The organism is Streptomyces sp. NPDC110618 (assembly GCF_055657065.1).
Genome location: NZ_JBVKBN010000012.1, coordinates 160,005 through 177,318, shown reverse-complemented (window position 1 = coordinate 177,318; position 17,314 = coordinate 160,005). Strand labels below are relative to the sequence as shown.

The window sequence follows — 17,314 nt, the reverse complement described above, 5'->3', positions numbered from 1 at the left end:
CGGTCGCACCAAGCGGCCCCGACCACGAGTCCGTTCACGATTCCCATGGAGACAGGACGTGTCCCGTCAGGTGTTCCTCTACGACCCGCCGGACCGTTTCGTGGCCGGTACGGTCGGACTTCCCGGACGCCGTACGTTCTTCCTCCAGGCCACCGCCGGCAGCCGGGTGACCAGCGTGGCCCTGGAGAAGACCCAGGTAGCCGCGCTCGCCGAGCGCATGGACGAACTCCTCGACGAGGTGGTGCGGCGCAGCGGCGGCAGCGCGGCCGTGCCCGCCGCGGCCCCCGCCGAGGTCGCCGACACCGCCCCCCTCGACACCCCGATCGAGGAGGAGTTCCGGGTCGGCACCATGGCGCTGGCCTGGGACGGCGAGGAGCAGCGCATGATCGTCGAGGCGCAGGCGCTGGTCGAGCTGGAGGCCGAGTCCGAGGAGGACCTCGCCGAGGCCGAGGAAAGGCTCCTCCAGGACGAGGAGAACGGCCCACCGATGCTGCGGGTCCGGCTCACCGGCGCGCAGGCCCGGGCCTTCGCCAAGCGCGCCCTGGACGTCGTCAACGCCGGGCGGCCGCCGTGCCCGCTGTGCAGCCTGCCCCTGGACCCGGAGGGACACGTATGTCCGCGCCAGAACGGATACCGCCGCGGAGCGTGACCGCCCTCGACCTGCTCACCGAGGGTGAGCTGACCGTGCGCGGTCGGATCCGCGAGGCGTCCAACGCCGCCCTGCTGTGCACCGTCTCCCTCGCGGGCCGGGAAGCGTCCTGCGTATACAAACCGGTCGCCGGTGAGCGCCCGCTGTGGGACTTCCCCGACGGCACGCTCGCCCAGCGGGAGGTCGCCGCGTACGCGGTCTCCGAGGCGACCGGCTGGGACCTGGTGCCGCCCACCGTGCTGCGGGACGGCCCCTACGGCGAGGGCATGTGCCAGCTGTGGATCGACGTCGAACCCGGCGCCGAACTGCTCGCCCTGGTCGACGCCGAGGAGCCGGAGCCCGGCTGGAAGGCCGTCGGCCTCGCCGATGTCGGCGAGGGGCGCACGGCCCTGCTGGTGCACGCCGACGACGAGCGGCTGCGGCGGCTCGCCGTACTGGACGCCGTGATCAACAACGCCGACCGCAAGGGCGGCCACCTGCTGCCCACCGCCGGGAACCGCCTCTACGGCATCGACCACGGGGTCACCTTCAACGTCGAGAACAAGCTGCGCACCCTGCTGTGGGGCTGGGCGGGCGAGCCCCTGACGGGCGAGGCCATCGAAGTGCTCAAGGGCCTGGAGGCGGCCCTGGAACCCGCCGGGACGCTCACCACCGCCCTCACCCCGCTGATCACCCCCGCCGAGCTGGACGCCACCCGCGCGCGGGTCGACGCCCTCCTCGCCTCCGGCGTCCACCCCGAGCCGACGGGACAGTGGCCCGCGATCCCCTGGCCCCCGGTGTAGCCGGGACCGCATACGCCGAGGTGGAGCGCAAGAGGGCCTTCCCGGCCATCCGGCGTGATCCGGTTCGTATATGGAACGCCGGTCCGGTTACGCTCATGACATGTATGCCTGGCCCGCTTCTGAGGTCCCCGCCCTGCCCGGCAAGGGCCGCGACCTCCGGATCCACGACACCGCGACCGGTGGGCTCGTCACCCTTGAGCCCGGTCCCGTCGCCCGTATCTACGTCTGCGGCATCACCCCGTACGACGCGACCCACATGGGTCACGCGGCGACCTACAACGCGTTCGACCTCGTCCAGCGCGTGTGGCTCGACACCAAGCGGCAGGTCCACTACGTCCAGAACGTCACCGATGTCGACGACCCGCTGCTGGAGCGGGCCGAACGCGACAGCGTCGACTGGGTGGCCCTCGCCGAGAAGGAGACCGCCCTCTTCCGCGAGGACATGACCGCCCTGCGCATGCTGCCCCCGCGGCACTACATCGGCGCCGTGGAGGCCATACCCGGCATCGTGCCGCTGGTGGAGCGGCTGCGGGACGCCGGAGCCGCCTACGAACTCGAAGGCGACATCTACTTCTCCGTCGAGTCCGACCCGCACTTCGGCCAGGTCTCGAACCTCGACGCCGCCGCGATGCGGCTGCTGTCCGCCGAGCGCGGCGGCGACCCGGACCGCCCGGGCAAGAAGAACCCGCTCGACCCGATGCTGTGGATGGCCGCCCGACCCGGTGAGCCCAGCTGGGACGGCGGCTCGCTCGGCCGGGGCCGCCCCGGCTGGCACATCGAGTGCGTCGCCATCGCCCTGGACCACCTCGGCATGGGCTTCGACGTCCAGGGCGGCGGCTCCGACCTCGCCTTCCCGCACCACGAGATGGGCGCCTCGCACGCCCAGGTGCTCACCGGCGAGTTCCCCATGGCCAAGGCGTACGTCCACGCGGGCATGGTCGCCCTGCACGGCGAGAAGATGTCCAAGTCCAAGGGCAACCTGGTCTTCGTCTCCACACTGCGCCGCGAGGGCGTCGACCCGGCCGCCATACGCCTCGCGCTCCTCGCCCACCACTACCGCTCCGACTGGGAGTGGACCGACCGGGTGCTCCAGGACGCCGAGGCCCGCCTCGGCCGCTGGCGCGCGGCCGTCTCCCGCCCCGACGGCCCCCCGGCGGACGCGCTGGTCGAGGAGATCCGCGAAGCCCTGGCGAACGACCTGGACGCGCCGTCCGCGCTCGCCGCGGTCGACCGCTGGGCCGCGCTCCAGCAGGAGAAGGGCGGCACCGACGAGAGCGCGCCCGGCGTGGTCTCGCGCGCGGTGGACGCGCTGCTCGGCGTGGCCCTGTAGGACACGCACGGTGGTTCCCCGGCAGCCGGGGAACCACCACGCGTGCCGCGCGGCGAACCTGTCAGGACGCTGTCGAAGACCGCCGCGCGCTGTGGTGGGCGCGGCGCATGTGATGGGGTGGAACGGTCAGTTGACCGCTGGACCGGTTCAACTGCCGGTCCTCACTCGTGGAAGGGCACCCCGTGGCTCCCACACACGGCTCCTTCGCACATCCCCTCAGCCGCCGCGGACTGCTCGCCGTCGGCGCCGCGGCCACCGGTGCCGCACTGGTCGGCGGCCCCGCCCACGCGGCCGCCGGACCCACCGTCGTCCCGCTCCCGGACGGCTTCCGCCCGGAGGGCATCACCATCGGCGGCGGCCCCTACGCCTACCTCGGCTCCCTCGGCGACGGCTCGATCTACCGCGCCGACCTGCGCACCGGCTCCGGGAAGATCGTCTCGCCCGGCCCCGGTACCCCGTCGGTCGGGCTCAAACTCGACGAGCGGGGGCGGCTGTTCGTCGCCGGCCGCGCGGAGGGCGCCCGCGTCGTCGACGCCCGCAGCGGCGAGATCCTCGCCTCCTACCGGCTGAGCACCACCACCCCCACCTTCGCCAACGACGTGTTCCTGACCCCGCGCGCGGCCTGGTTCACCGACTCCTTCCAGCCCGTCCTCTACAGCCTCCCGCTCGGCCGGCACGGCCGTCTGCCGGACGCGGACGACGTCGTACGGATCACCCTGGGCGGCGCCTGGAGCCAGGTCCCCGGCGAGGTCGTCAACGCCAACGGCATCACCCGCACCCCCGACGGCTCCGCGCTGCTCGTCGTCCAGTCCGGGGTCGGCGCCCTGCACCGGGTGAACCCGCGCACCGGCGTCACCGAACTCGTCGACCTCGGCGGCGCCGACCCCCTCACCAACGGCGACGGCCTGCTGCTCGTCGGCCGCACGCTGTACGTCGTGCAGAACCGGCAGAACGCCGTCGATGTCTTCACCCTTGCCGCCGACGGCCGCAGCGGGGTCTTCCGGCGCCGGATCACCGACCCCGCGTTCGACGTGCCGACGACGGTGGCCGCCTTCCGGGGGCGGCTCTACCTGCCGAACGCCCGGTTCACCACGACCCCGACGCCCGAGACGACGTACACGGTCGTCTCGGTACCGAGGTAACGACGAAGGGTCCGTAGTAACGGCGAACGGCGGCAGGGACGGCGAGGGGCGGCGCGCACCCGGCGCACCGCCCTTCGCTCGACGAACGACTCACTCCTCCGGATCAGTCCTCGGGCTCAGTCCTCGGGCTCAGTCCTCCGGCGAATCGTCGTCCTCGGCGTTCGGCCTGGGGGGCTTCGGCGGCCGGGTGCGCTCCCCGGGAGCGGGCGGGCCGCCGCCGTCGCGGCGCCGCAGATACCGTTCGAACTCGCGCGCGATGGCCTCGCCCGACGCCTCCGGCAGCTCGGCGGTGTCCCGGGCCTCCTCCAGCGTCTGCACGTACTCGGCGACCTCGCTGTCCTCGGCGGCCAGCTGGTCCACGCCCACCTGCCAGGCGCGCGCGTCCTCGGGCAGCTCGCCCAGCGGGATGCGGACGTCGATCAGGTCCTCAAGCCGGTTCAGCAGCGCCAGCGTCGCCTTGGGGTTCGGCGGCTGGGACACATAGTGCGGTACCGCCGCCCACAGGCTCACGGCCGGCACGCCCGCGTGGGTGCACGCCTCCTGGAGCACCCCGACGATGCCCGTGGGGCCCTCGTACTTGGTCTCCTCCAGGTCCATCCGACGGGCCAGGTCCGTGTCCGACGTGGTCCCGCTGATTGGCACCGGACGGGTGTGCGGGGTGTCGCCCAGCAGGGCGCCCAGGATGACCACCAGCTCCACGCCCAGTTCATGGGCGAAGCCCAGCAGTTCGTTGCAGAACGAGCGCCAGCGCATGGACGGCTCGATGCCCCGGACCAGTACGAGGTCACGCGGCTTCTCGCCGCCGACCCGGACCACGGACAGCCTCGTCGTGGGCCAGGTGATCTTCCGCACCCCGGCGTCCATCCACACGGTGGGCCGGTTGACCTGGAAGTCGTAGTAGTCCTCGGCGTCCAGCGCCGCGAACACCTCGCCCTTCCATTCCCGGTCCAGATGCGCGACCGCGGTGGAGGCGGCGTCACCGGCATCGTTCCAGCCCTCGAACGCGGCCACCATGACTGGGTCGATCAGCTCGGGAACTCCCTCCAGCTCGATCACCCAGCGCCTCCTTCCGACGTGCCCTCGCCTGACGACCCAACCTTACGGCGTGCGACGGGGGCGCCCGCAGCCCCCTTGCACGGGGGAGTGAACGGATCACTGCCCCGTTCACCACCCCGGAACACCCCCGGGCCCGGCGCTCCTTGCCCGTGGACCAGGGACGCGAAGGGGGCGGCTCCGTGCGGGGAGCCGCCCCCTTCGCGTGCCGGCCCTCAGGTGGAGGAGGGCCGTTCCCGTTCGCCAGGTCCTGTCGGGGGAGGGGCCGGGCGACCGAGGTCTACTTCTTGTCGAGCAGGTCCTGGACCTTCGCGCGGACCTCGTCCGTGGCCAGGCCCCGGATCGTCAGCGTCGTCCGGCGGCGCAGCACGTCGTCCGCGGTCTCGGCCCACTCGTTGTCCCGGGCGTAGACGACCTGCGCCCAGATCTCCGGGGCGTCGGGGTGGACGCGTTCGGCCAGCTCGGGGTTGTCGTTGGCCAGGCGGGCGATGTCGAAGGCCAGCGAGCCGTAGTGGGTGGCCAGGTGCTTGGCGGTGTCGGCGCCCATGCGCGGGCCCGGCGCCGGACGGTCCACCAGGAGGCGGTGCGCGACCGCGCGGGGGTTGGCGACACCGGGCAGCGGCAGCTTCTTCGGCAGCGTGCTGACCGGCTCGAAGTCCTCGCCCAGCGGGTGACCCGGCAGGGCCTCCAGCTTCTTCATGATGGTCCGGCCGATGTGCCGGAACGTGGTCCACTTGCCGCCCGCGACCGACAGCATCCCGCCGCGGCCCTCGGTGACGACGGTCTCGCGCTTGGCCTTCGCGGTGTCTCCGGGGCCGCCAGGGAGCACCCGAAGACCCGCGAAGGAGTAGGTGATCAGGTCCCGTGACAGCTGCTGGTCGCGGATGGAGAACGCGGCCTCGTCGAGGATCTGGGTTATGTCCTTGTCGTTGACGGCCACGTCCGCCGGGTCGCCCTCGAACTCCTCGTCGGTGGTGCCGAGCAGGAGCATGTCCTCCCACGGCAGCGCGAAGGTGATGCGGTACTTGTCGATCGGGGTGGCCAGCGCCGCCCGCCACGGCGCGGTCCGCTTCAGGACCAGGTGTGCGCCCTTCGACAGACGGATCGACGGCGCGGCATTGGGGTCCTCCATCCGGCGCAGGTGATCCACCCACGGACCGGTCGCGTTCAGCACCAGGCGGGCGTTGACGCCGAACTCCTCTCCGGTGAGCCGGTCGCGCAGCTCGGCGCCGGTGACCCGGCCCCGGGTGAAGCGCAGCCCGGAGACCTCGGCGTGGTTCAGCACGACCGCACCGGCCTCGACGGCCGCGCGGACCGTCATCAGCGCCATCCGGGCGTCGTTCATCTGGTCGTCGCCGTAGACGGCCACGGCCTTGAGGTTGTCGGTGCGCAGCTCCGGCACGTCCTGCGCCGCCTTGGCAGGGGAGAGCAGGTGGCCGACGCCGTCACCGAAGGCGGAGAGCGCGGAGTAGGCGAACACACCCGCGCCGAGCTTCGCCGCGCCGTGCGGCCCGCCCTTGTACACGGGGAGGTAGAAGGTGAGCGGGTTCGCCAGGTGGGGGGCCACCTGGCGGGAGACCGCACGGCGCTCGAAGTGGTTCTCCGCCACCAGCTTCACCGCGCCGGTCTGCAGGTAGCGCAGACCGCCGTGGAGGAGCTTGGAGGAGGCGGAGGAGGTGGCGCCGGCGAAGTCGCCGGCGTCGACCAGAGCCACCCTGAGGCCGGCCTGCGCGGCGTGCCAGGCGGTGGAGATGCCCAGGATGCCGCCTCCGATCACGAGAAGGTCGTACGACGCCTTGGAGAGCTGCTCCCGGGTCTCGGCCCGGCTCGGGTTGGAGCCGGAGGCCGGGCGCGTCCCGAGGGCAGGCACGGACTGCAGGGTGGACTGACTGGTCATTTCGGGTTCTTACTCCTCGTCAGAGCGTGCGGGAGGCCTGACCGGGGAGCCCGCAGGCGGGCTCCCCGCGGCCCTCGTCAGTGCTCGTCGTCCTCGATCCAGCCCATGGTCCGGTCGACGGCCTTGAGCCAGTTCTTGTACTCGCGGTCGCGGGTCTCCGCGTCCATGTGGGGGGTCCACTCGGCGGCCCGGCGCCAGTTGGCGCGCAGTTCGTCCGTGCTGGACCAGAAGCCGACGGCCAGGCCGGCGGCGTAGGCGGCACCCAGGCAGGTGGTCTCGGCGACCATCGGGCGCACCACGGGCGCGTCCAGGACGTCGGCGAGGGTCTGCATCAGGAGGTTGTTGGAGGTCATGCCGCCGTCGACCTTCAGGGCCACCAGCTCGTCGCCGGAGTCCTTGACCATCGCGTCGGCGATCTCCCGGGTCTGCCAGGCGGTCGCCTCCAGGACCGCGCGGGCCAGGTGCGCCTTGGTGACGTACCGGGTCAGGCCGGCGATCACACCGCGGGCGTCGGAGCGCCAGTGCGGGGCGAACAGGCCGGAGAAGGCCGGCACGAAGTAGGCGCCGCCGTTGTCCTCCACCGAGAGCGCGAGCGTCTCGATCTCGGCGGCGGTGGAGATCAGGCCCATCTGGTCGCGCATCCACTGCACCAGGGAGCCGGTGACGGCGATCGAGCCCTCCAGCGCGTACACGGTCGGCTGGTCGCCGATCTTGTAGCCGACCGTGGTCAGCAGGCCCGCGTAGGAGTTGATGATCTTGTCACCGGTGTTCATCACCATGAAGGTGCCGGTGCCGTAGGTCGACTTGGTCTCGCCCTCGGAGAAGCAGGTCTGGCCGAACAGGGCCGCCTGCTGGTCGCCGAGCGCCGAGGCGACCGGGATGCCGCCGAGGACGTCGCCCAGCTTGCCGCCGGTGACCTCGCCGTAGACCTCGGCGGAGGAGCGGATCTCCGGCAGGATCGCCAGCGGGACGCCGATGGACTCGGCGATCTTGTCGTCCCACTCCATGGTGTGCAGGTTCATCAGCAGGGTGCGGGAGGCGTTGGTGACGTCGGTGACGTGCTTGCCGCCGTTGACACCGCCGGTCAGGTTCCAGATGACCCAGGTGTCCATGGTGCCGAAGAGGATGTCGCCGGCCTCGGCGCGCTCGCGCAGGCCCTCGACGTTGTCCAGCAGCCAGCGGGCCTTGGGGCCGGAGAAGTAGGACGCCAGCGGCAGGCCCGTCTCGCGGCGGAAGCGGTCCTGGCCGACGTTGCGGCCGAGCTCCTTGCAGAGCCCGTCGGTGCGGGTGTCCTGCCAGACGAGGGCGTTGTGGACGGGCTCACCGGTGTTCTTGTCCCACAGCACGGTCGTCTCGCGCTGGTTGGTGATGCCGATGGCCTTGATGTCGTCACGGGTGATGCCGGCCTTCTCGATGGCCCCGGCGACCACTTCCTGGACGTTGTTCCAGATCTCGGTGGCGTTGTGCTCGACCCAGCCCGGCTTGGGGAAGATCTGCTCGTGCTCCTTCTGGTCGACGGAGACGATGCGGCCGTCGCGGTCGAAGACGATGCAGCGGGAGGACGTGGTGCCCTGGTCGATCGCGGCGATGAAGGGGCCGGCGGTGTGGGCGTCGGTCACTGTGTGCTCCTGAAGGTCCGTGGATGTAAGAGACGTGTCTACTGGTGCTTCGGGAAAGCAGCGTGCTTGGGGAAGCTGCCCGCTTTAGACGAAAGCGACGTTGTAGAGACCGGCGGCGATCGCCGCGCCGAGCAGCGGGCCGACCACCGGCACCCACGCGTAGCCCCAGTCGGAACCGCCCTTGTTGGGCAGCGGCAGGAGGGCGTGCACGATACGCGGACCGAGGTCACGGGCCGGGTTGATGGCGTACCCGGTCGGGCCGCCCAGGGAGAGGCCGATACCGACCACCACGAGGGCGGTGATGAGACCGCCGAGGATGCCGAGGCCGTCGCCGCCCGCGTTCAGGCCCTGCGTGAGGACGGCAAGGATCAGCACGATGGTGCCGATGACCTCGGTGGCGACGTTCTGCCAGGCGACCCGGATCTCCGGACCGGTGGAGAAGACGCCGAGGACGGGGCCCGCGCCCTTCTCCTGGGCCTCCACGGCCTTGGCGGTGGTGGCCTGGGCGCCCGGACCGCCCACGATCTCCTTGTCGGTGAGGTGGGCGTGGAACTGGCCGTAGTACGCGATCCAGACCAGGGCCGCACCGATCATGGCGCCGAGCAGTTCACCGGCGAAGTAGACGGGGACGTCGCCCCACTCGATGCCGTTGTCCTTGATCGCCAGCGCGAGGGTGACGGCCGGGTTCAGGTGGGCGCCGGACAGCGGCGCCGAGATGTAGACGGCGGTGAGGACCGCGAAGCCCCACCCGAAGGTGATGGCGAGCCAGCCGGCGTTACGGGCCTTGGAAGCCTTCAGTGTGACGGCGGCGCAGACGCCACCGCCCAGCAGGATGAGCATGGCGGTACCGATGGTCTCGCCGAGGAAGATGTCGGAGCTGGACACCCGCGACTCCTTTGTCATTCGTCCAGGGGAAGCCGAACCCCGGGTCCCACCGGTGGTTCGCGCCCTCGGGGGTGAGAGCGTTACCGGCCCTTGGCGTTGCCACACTCTAGCGTGTATTGCCGGTAGGTGTTCGACAATGCCGACCGATGGACGGGAGTCTTGCTCCGGCGTAAGGCGTGCGTCAAGGGTTCTGTTATCGAAAGTGCGATCGTTATTGATCGTCGTCGGTTATCGGTGTGACCAGGGATGTGTTATGGATCATCCCCGTTTGTCCGTCTCAGGGTAGGCCGAAGACCGGAACGCCGTACGGCGTCCCGGTCCCAGTGGTCCGTGTTCAGAAGCGCCCGGCGCCCAGATCCCGCGACACCGCGCGGGCGCAGTCCCGTACCGCGGCGATCACCTCGGGGCGCACCTCCCCGTCCTGGCACAGGCGCTCCACGGCACCCGTGACACCCACCGCGCCGACCGGCATCCGGCGCCGGTCGTGGATGGGGGCCGCCAGCGAGGCCACGCCCTCCCAGGTCTCCTCCACGTCGGCCGCGTAACCGCGGGCCCGCGTGATGTCGAGGATGTGCTCGAAGTCCTCCAGCTCGACCACCGTCCTGTCGGTGAACGGCTTGCGGTCGGCCTCCAGCGCCTCGCTGTGCGCGACCGGGTCGTAGGCGGAGAGCACCTTGCCCAGCGCGGTGGAGTGCAGCGGCTGCATGGCCCCGATCTCCAGCACTTGACGGCTGTCGTCCGGCCGGAAGACGTGGTGCACGATCAGCACGCCCTGCTGATGGAGAACGCCCAGGTAGACGCTCTCCCCGCTGGAGCGGGCCAGGTCGTCGGTCCACACCAGGGCGCGCGCCCGCAGTTCGTGCACGTCCAGATAGGTCGTGCCCAGGCGCAGCAGCTCCGCGCCCAGCTGATAGCGCCCGGAGGCGTCGTCCTGCTCGACGAATCCCTCCTGCTGGAGCGTGCGCAGTATCCCGTGCGCGGTGCCCTTGGCCAGCCCCAGCGAGGAGGCGATGTCGGACAGGCCGAGCCGACGCTCGCCGCCCGCGAGCAGCCGCAGCATCGCGGCCGCCCGTTCGAGCGACTGGATGTTCCGTGCCATCGCCGTCCCTGCCTCCGTCCCCATCGACCGCCGACCTCGACGATGTCGCTGCCGTTGTTCGGCAATGTCGAACACTACCGGTCCATGACGACCAATCGCCAATGGTCCGCAGGGATCCGCGGCGATCTGTTGCGTCACTGGTATCCCGAACGTGGCCCGCCCGTCATCCTCGTCCGCCCCGTGGACGCCCTGACCATCAGGTCCCGGTCCCGGCTACGCTGGCGGCGTGCGCCCACCGCGGGAACCGTCCGCCCGGGCGCAAAGCCGACAGCCGTCGCACCCCAGGGAGCCCTTTCATGGCCTCGTTGCCGCAGACCCCTTCCGCCGACAGCCGGACCCGTGTGTCCGCCCTCCGCGAGGCGCTCGCCACCCGTGTGGTCGTCGCCGACGGAGCCATGGGCACCATGCTCCAGGCCCAGGACCCCACTCTTGAGGACTTCGAGAACCTTGAGGGCTGCAACGAGATCCTGAACCTGACCCGGCCCGATATCGTCCGCTCCGTGCACGAGGCGTACTTCGACGCCGGCGTGGACTGCGTCGAGACGAACACCTTCGGCGCCAACTACGCGGCGATGGCCGAGTACGACATCCCCGAGCGCGTCTTCGAACTGTCCGAGGCAGGCGCCCGTATCGCCCGCGAGACCGCCGACACCTACACCGCCCGCGACGGCCGCACCCGCTGGGTCCTCGGCTCCATCGGCCCCGGCACCAAGCTGCCCACCCTCGGCCACATCGGCTACACCACGATCCGCGACGCCTTCCAGCAGAACGCCGAGGGCCTGATCACCGGCGGCGCCGACGCGCTGATCGTGGAGACCACCCAGGACCTGCTGCAGACCAAGGCCGCCGTGATCGGCGCCCAGCGCGCCCGCGAGCTCTCCGGCCTGGACCTGCCCATCATCGTCTCCGTCACCGTCGAGACCACCGGCACCATGCTGCTGGGCTCCGAGATCGGCGCCGCGCTCACCGCGCTGGAACCGCTCGGCATCGACATGATCGGCATGAACTGCGCCACCGGCCCCGCCGAGATGAGCGAGCACCTGCGCTACCTCTCCAGGCACTCGCGCATCCCGCTGTCCTGCATGCCCAACGCCGGTCTGCCCGTCCTCGGCAAGGACGGCGCCACCTACCCGCTCACCCCCGCCGAGCTGGCCGACGCCCACGAGAACTTCGTCCGCGACTACGGCCTGTCCCTCGTCGGCGGCTGCTGCGGCACCACCCCCGAACACCTGCGCCAACTCGTCGAGCGGGTCCGCGACGTCACCCCCACCGAGCGCGACCCGCGCCCCGAGCCCGGCGCCGCCTCCCTCTACCAGACCGTGCCCTTCCGTCAGGACACCTCCTACCTGGCGATCGGCGAGCGCACCAACGCCAACGGCTCCAAGAAGTTCCGTGAGGCCATGCTGGAGGGCCGCTGGGACGACTGTGTGGAGATGGCCCGCGAGCAGATCCGCGAGGGCGCGCACATGCTCGACCTGTGCGTGGACTACGTGGGCCGCGACGGCGTCGCCGACATGGAGGAGCTGGCCGGCCGGTTCGCCACCGCCTCCACCCTGCCGATCGTGCTGGACTCCACCGAGGTCGACGTCATCCGGGCCGGCCTGGAGAAGCTCGGCGGACGCGCGGTCATCAACTCCGTCAACTACGAGGACGGCGACGGCCCCGAGTCCCGCTTCGCGAAGGTCACCCAGCTGGCGAAGGAGCACGGCGCCGCGCTGATCGCGCTCACCATCGACGAGGAGGGCCAGGCCCGCACCCCGGAGAAGAAGGTCGAGATCGCCGAGCGGCTGATCGCCGATCTGACCGGGAACTGGGGCATCCAGGAGTCCGACATCCTCATCGACACCCTGACCTTCACCATCTGCACCGGCCAGGAGGAGTCCCGCAAGGACGGCATCGCCACCATCGAGGCGATTCGCGAGCTCAAGCGCCGCCACCCCGACGTGCAGACCACGCTCGGCCTGTCCAACATCTCCTTCGGCCTCAACCCGGCCGCGCGCATCCTGCTCAACTCCGTCTTCCTCGACGAATGCGTCAAGGCGGGCCTGGACTCGGCGATCGTGCACGCCAGCAAGATCCTGCCGATCGCCCGCTTCAGCGAGGAAGAGGTGCAGACCGCCCTCGACCTCATTCACGACCGCCGCCGCGAGGGCTACGACCCCCTGCAGAAGCTGATGCAGCTCTTCGAGGGCGCCACCGCCAAGTCCCTCAAGGCAGGCAAGGCCGAGGAACTGGCCGCACTGCCCCTGGAGGAGCGCCTCAAGCGGCGCATCATCGACGGCGAGCGCAACGGCCTGGAGGCCGACCTCGACGAGGCCCTGCAGGACACCCCCGCCCTCGACATCGTCAACAACACCCTGCTCGACGGCATGAAGGTGGTCGGCGAACTGTTCGGCTCCGGCCAGATGCAGCTGCCGTTCGTCCTGCAGTCCGCCGAGGTGATGAAGGCCGCCGTCGCCTACCTCGAACCGCACATGGAGAAGACCGACGCCGACGGCAAGGGCACCATCGTGCTGGCCACCGTCCGCGGCGACGTCCACGACATCGGCAAGAACCTCGTCGACATCATCCTGTCCAACAACGGCTACAACGTCGTCAACCTGGGCATCAAGCAGCCGGTCTCCGCGATCCTGGACGCCGCCGCGGAGCACAAGGCCGACGTCATCGGCATGTCCGGGCTCCTGGTCAAGTCCACGGTGATCATGAAGGAGAACCTGGAGGAGCTCAACCAGCGCGGCCTGGCCGCCGACTACCCGGTCATCCTCGGCGGCGCCGCCCTGACCCGCGCCTACGTCGAGCAGGACCTGCACGAGATCTACGAGGGCGAAGTCCGCTACGCCCGCGACGCGTTCGAGGGCCTGCGTCTGATGGACGCCCTCATCGGCGTCAAGCGCGGCGTGCCCGGCGCCAAGCTGCCCGAGCTCAAGCAGCGCCGGGTCCGCGCCACGGCGGCCACCGTCGTCGAGGAGCGCCCGGAGGAGGGGCACGTCCGCTCCGACGTCGCCACCGACAACCCCGTGCCCACGCCGCCGTTCTGGGGCACCCGCGTCATCAAGGGCATCCAGCTCAAGGAGTACGCCTCCTGGCTGGACGAGGGCGCGCTGTTCAAGGGCCAGTGGGGCCTGAAGCAGGCCCGCACCGGCGACGGCCCCACCTACGAGGAGCTCGTCGAGACCGAGGGCCGCCCCCGGCTGCGCGGACTGCTGGACCGGCTCCAGACGGAGAACCTCCTCGAAGCGGCCGTCGTCTACGGCTACTTCCCCTGCGTCTCCAAGGACGACGACCTGATCATCCTGGACGAGCAGGGCAACGAGCGCACCCGCTTCACCTTCCCGCGCCAGCGCCGCGGCCGCCGCCTGTGCCTCGCGGACTTCTTCCGCCCGGAGGAGTCGGGGGAGACGGACGTCGTCGGTCTCCAGGTCGTCACCGTCGGCTCCCGCATCGGCGAGGAGACCGCGAAGCTGTTCGCCTCCAACGCCTACCGCGACTACCTCGAACTGCACGGACTGTCCGTGCAGTTGGCGGAGGCGCTGGCCGAGTACTGGCACGCGCGCGTGCGTTCGGAGCTGGGCTTCGCCGGGGAGGACCCGAGCGCCATCGAGGACATGTTCGCGCTGAAGTACCGGGGCGCCCGCTTCTCCCTCGGCTACGGCGCCTGCCCCGACCTGGAGGACCGCGCCAAGATCGCCGAACTGCTGCGGCCCGAGCGCATCGGCGTCCACCTCTCCGAGGAGTTCCAGCTGCACCCCGAGCAGTCCACGGACGCCATCGTGATCCACCACCCGGAGGCCAAGTACTTCAACGCCCGCTGAGGCATGGGCCCTCGTCCGGGGCCTTTCCTCAGGTGGGCCGGGCCGTCGACAGGGGCCGTTTCCCCAGGTGGGCCCGGCTTTCGAGGCGTGCCTCGGCGCCCCTCGACCGTGTCTGTGGTGTTCCCCGGGCCACACCGGATAAACAGAGCGCCCCGGCGACGCACGACGTACACTGGTCGGTCCACTGCAGGCCGGTTCCCCGTGTGGGAACCGGCCTGATCGTCCCTCAAGGAGGTGCGCCAGGATGACCACCACGGTCCCCGCGCTCGGAACCCGTTCGGCCGAAGGCTCCGCCCTGCAGGCCGTACTCCTCGACATGGACGGCACCCTCGTGGACACCGAGGGGTTCTGGTGGGACGTGGAGGTCGAGATCTTCGCCCGGCTCGGCCACACCCTCGACGACTCCTGGCGCCATGTCGTGGTCGGCGGCCCGATGAGCCGCAGCGCGGGCTTCCTGATCGAGGCCACCGGCGCCGACATCACCCTGCCCGAGCTGAGCATCCTGCTCAACGAGGGGTTCGAGGAGCGCATCGCCGACGCCCTGCCGCTGATGCCGGGCGCCGGCCGGCTGCTGGCCGAACTCACCGAGTACGAGATCCCCACGGCCCTGGTCTCCGCCTCCCACCGGCGCATCATCGACCGGGTCCTGGCCTCGCTCGGCCCGCAGCACTTCGCGCTCACCGTGGCCGGCGACGAGGTCCCGCGCACCAAGCCGCACCCCGACCCGTATCTGGCCGCGGCCACCGGACTCGGCGTCGACCCGGCCAGATGCGCGGTCGTCGAGGACACCGCGACCGGGGTGGCCGCGGCCGAGGCGGCGGGCTGCCACGTGGTGGCGGTGCCCTCGGTCGCCCCCATCGCCCCGGCCCACCGCAGGACCGTGGTGAACTCCCTGGAAGAAGTGAACCTGACATTTCTGCACGGCCTGATGACGGAAATGCGCTAGCCGCTCACCGAGCGTGCAACCGCGAAACCAAGGAATTCCGACCCTCCGTCAGGACCGCGAGAACGGGGCGCACGGCCGGAATTCCGGCCCCGCGGACCGCCTAATTCCGCTGGTTCTCCACTTGTTCTGAATGTGACGTTCCCCACCTCGGGCGACCTCGACAGGGCGCACGCCATGTGCTGTTCACCCCCTTTGGGGCCCCGCCCGTTCTCCCTTGTGTCCTGATTGGGGGGAGCGTGCACGAATCCTTCCGCTGTCGGTTTTTCGGTGTGTCCACGACCGGTTTCGCTCCGTGATGGCGGCCCGGCTCCGGGGCCCGCGAAAGGTCTCGCGAACGACGACTAATCTCACTACTTGAACCCTCACCCCCTGTCGTCGTGAGCCGCCGTGTCACCCCATGTATGGGGAGTACACGGACTGACCGTTGGAGAAACTCGCCCATGAACCGCAAGTCTTTGGTGCTGCCGGCCGTCATTGGTCTGCTCGCCCCGGTTCTCGCTGCCTGCGGCGGATCCGAGGGCGGCGGTGCCGGCGGGGACGCGATCGTCGTCGGCACCACGGACGTGTTCTCCACCACCGAGGACGACCCGGCACCGCTCGACCCGGCGTCCGCGTACGACGTCGGCACCTGGAACATCCTGCGCCAGACCGTGCAGACCCTGATGATCCAGCCGCGCGGCGAGGGCGACCCGGTCCCCGAGGCCGCCGAGAGCTGCGAGTTCACCGACGCCGGCAACGAGCGCTACGCCTGCACCCTGCGCGAGGGCCTCACCTTCGCCAACGGCGACGCCGTCACCGCCGAGGACGTGAAGTACTCCATCGACCGCGCCATGCGCATCGAGGCGCCCAGCGGCGTGGTCGGCCTCCTCTCCACCATCGACACCGTCGAGACCAAGGGCGAACGCGAGGTGATCTTCCACCTGAAGACCGCCGACGCCACCTTCCCCTACAAGCTGTCCACGCCCGTCGCCGGCATCGTCGACCCCGACGACTACGCCAAGAACGACCTGCGCGACGGCTTCGAGGTCGACGGCTCCGGCCCCTACACCTTCAGCGCCGAGACCGACGACAACAAGCTCGTCAAGGCCGTGTTCACCAAGAACCCCAACTACAAGGGGACCCTCAAGGTGAACAACGACAAGGTCGAGCTGCGCTCCTTCGCCGACGCCGACGCCATGAGCGAGGCAATTGAGGACGGCGACATCGACCTGATGACCCGCACCATGTCGCCCGAGCAGATCCAGCGCCTGTCCACGGCCGCCGACAGCGAGGTCGACCTCGTCGAGAAGTCCGGCCTGGAGATCCGCTACCTCGGCTTCAACACCGACGACCCGACCGTCAAGAGCAAGGCCGTCCGCCAGGCCATGGCCCAGGTCATCAACCGCAGCGAACTGGTCTCCAAGGTCTACGGCACCCAGGCCGAGCCGCTGTACTCGCTCGTCCCGGCGAGCCTGGCCGGCCACTCCAACTCGTTCTTCAACAAGTACGGCGAGCCCAGCGCGGGCAAGGCCCGCAGCCTGCTGGAGAGGGCCGGCATCAGCACCCCGGTGAAGCTGACCCTGCACTACACCACCGACCACTACGGCGCGGCCACCAAGAAGGAGTTCGAGGTGCTCAAGGAGCAGCTCAACGACAGTGGCCTGTTCGACGTCACCACCAAGGGCATCGCCTGGGACACCTTCCGCCCCGCCGAGCAGAAGGGCCAGTACGAGGTCTACGGCATGGGCTGGTTCCCCGACTTCCCCGACGCCGACAACTACGTCGCCCCCTTCCTGGACAAGGACAACTTCCTCGGCTCGCCGTACGCCAACAGCCAGATCCGCAACTCCCTGATCCCGCAGTCCCGGCGCGAGGCCGACCGGCAGTCCGCCGTGGGCAGCCTGGGCGAGATCCAGGACATCGTCGCCGAGGACGTGCCCGTCCTGCCGCTGTGGCAGGGCAAGCAGTACGTGGCGGCGCGCGACACCATCACGGGTACGGCGTACGCGCTGAACTCCTCCTCCACCCTCCAGCTGTGGGAACTCGGCCGTGGCGTGAGCGGCTGATGTCTCCCGTGCCCGGGCCGTCCGGACGGCGGTCCCGCGATTACCGAACCCGAAC

At 70.5% G+C, this 17,314-nt stretch carries 12 protein-coding genes; 7 read left to right on the top strand and 5 right to left on the bottom strand.

Going from position 1 to position 17,314, the window contains the following annotated elements; genetic code table 11:
- The first annotated feature begins 58 nt into the window (after positions 1-58).
- From ACZ7L7_RS21745 to ACZ7L7_RS21730, 4 genes are all read left to right on the top strand, one after another.
- Positions 59-649 (top strand): DUF3090 domain-containing protein, encoded by a 591-nt coding sequence (locus ACZ7L7_RS21745; protein WP_285511542.1) that lies wholly within the window; start codon positions 59-61, stop codon positions 647-649.
- Entirely contained in the window at positions 613-1,431 is an 819-nt protein-coding gene (locus tag ACZ7L7_RS21740; protein ID WP_285511541.1) for an SCO1664 family protein, read from the top strand. Before ACZ7L7_RS21745 ends, ACZ7L7_RS21740 begins: the two co-directional genes overlap by 37 nt.
- 100 nt (positions 1,432-1,531) lie before the next feature.
- Complete coding sequence (gene mshC / locus ACZ7L7_RS21735) at positions 1,532-2,761, top strand: cysteine--1-D-myo-inosityl 2-amino-2-deoxy-alpha-D-glucopyranoside ligase (protein ID WP_472076840.1); 1,230 nt, start codon at positions 1,532-1,534, stop codon at positions 2,759-2,761.
- A 182-nt stretch (positions 2,762-2,943) separates the two neighbouring features.
- A complete protein-coding gene (locus ACZ7L7_RS21730) occupies positions 2,944-3,903 on the top strand; it encodes an SMP-30/gluconolactonase/LRE family protein (RefSeq protein ID WP_472076838.1) in 960 nt (319 codons plus the stop codon).
- Positions 3,904-4,032: 129 nt separating this feature from the next.
- On the opposite strand, the gene ACZ7L7_RS21725 is transcribed toward ACZ7L7_RS21730, so the two are convergent.
- From ACZ7L7_RS21725 to ACZ7L7_RS21705, 5 genes are all read right to left on the bottom strand, one after another.
- Entirely contained in the window at positions 4,033-4,959 is a 927-nt protein-coding gene (locus ACZ7L7_RS21725; protein ID WP_285511538.1) for a PAC2 family protein, read from the bottom strand.
- A gap of 277 nt (positions 4,960-5,236) precedes the next feature.
- Positions 5,237-6,853, bottom strand: coding sequence for a glycerol-3-phosphate dehydrogenase/oxidase (locus ACZ7L7_RS21720; protein WP_285511537.1), 1,617 nt, complete (start codon positions 6,851-6,853; stop codon positions 5,237-5,239).
- Between the two features lie 77 nt (positions 6,854-6,930).
- Positions 6,931-8,472 (bottom strand): glycerol kinase GlpK, encoded by a 1,542-nt coding sequence (gene glpK, locus ACZ7L7_RS21715; RefSeq protein ID WP_285511535.1) that lies wholly within the window; start codon positions 8,470-8,472, stop codon positions 6,931-6,933.
- A gap of 84 nt (positions 8,473-8,556) precedes the next feature.
- Positions 8,557-9,357: an MIP/aquaporin family protein gene (locus tag ACZ7L7_RS21710; protein ID WP_093722642.1), complete on the bottom strand. Its 801-nt coding sequence runs from the start codon at positions 9,355-9,357 to the stop codon at positions 8,557-8,559.
- A gap of 334 nt (positions 9,358-9,691) precedes the next feature.
- Positions 9,692-10,456 carry an IclR family transcriptional regulator gene (locus ACZ7L7_RS21705; protein WP_471591694.1) on the bottom strand — a complete coding sequence of 255 codons (765 nt, stop codon included), beginning with the start codon at positions 10,454-10,456 and terminating at the stop codon, positions 9,692-9,694.
- 296 nt (positions 10,457-10,752) lie between these two features.
- Between ACZ7L7_RS21705 and metH the strand changes: the two genes are divergently transcribed.
- The 3 genes from metH (at position 10,753) to ACZ7L7_RS21690 (ending at position 17,259) form a co-directional block, all read left to right on the top strand.
- A complete protein-coding gene (gene metH, locus ACZ7L7_RS21700; RefSeq protein WP_471430403.1) occupies positions 10,753-14,268 on the top strand; it encodes a methionine synthase in 3,516 nt (1,171 codons plus the stop codon).
- 244 nt (positions 14,269-14,512) lie between these two features.
- Entirely contained in the window at positions 14,513-15,214 is a 702-nt protein-coding gene (locus ACZ7L7_RS21695) for an HAD family hydrolase (RefSeq protein WP_285511533.1), read from the top strand.
- Positions 15,215-15,654: 440 nt separating this feature from the next.
- On the top strand, positions 15,655-17,259 hold the full coding sequence (locus ACZ7L7_RS21690; RefSeq protein WP_453604451.1) for an ABC transporter substrate-binding protein: 1,605 nt from the start codon (positions 15,655-15,657) through the stop codon (positions 17,257-17,259).
- Positions 17,260-17,314 lie beyond the last annotated feature (55 nt).

What these genes read in the sequence shown, in the direction of transcription:
- ACZ7L7_RS21690 (WP_453604451.1), top strand. Translation starts at nt 15,655, where the DNA reads ATGAACCGCAAGTCTTTGGTGCTGCCGGCCGTCATTGGTCTGCTCGCC.
- mshC (WP_472076840.1), top strand. Translation starts at nt 1,532, where the DNA reads ATGTATGCCTGGCCCGCTTCTGAGGTCCCCGCCCTGCCCGGCAAGGGC.
- ACZ7L7_RS21705 (WP_471591694.1), bottom strand. Translation starts at nt 10,456, where the DNA reads ATGGCACGGAACATCCAGTCGCTCGAACGGGCGGCCGCGATGCTGCGG.
- ACZ7L7_RS21695 (WP_285511533.1), top strand. Translation starts at nt 14,513, where the DNA reads ATGACCACCACGGTCCCCGCGCTCGGAACCCGTTCGGCCGAAGGCTCC.
- ACZ7L7_RS21740 (WP_285511541.1), top strand. Translation starts at nt 613, where the DNA reads ATGTCCGCGCCAGAACGGATACCGCCGCGGAGCGTGACCGCCCTCGAC.
- ACZ7L7_RS21720 (WP_285511537.1), bottom strand. Translation starts at nt 6,853, where the DNA reads ATGACCAGTCAGTCCACCCTGCAGTCCGTGCCTGCCCTCGGGACGCGC.
- metH (WP_471430403.1), top strand. Translation starts at nt 10,753, where the DNA reads ATGGCCTCGTTGCCGCAGACCCCTTCCGCCGACAGCCGGACCCGTGTG.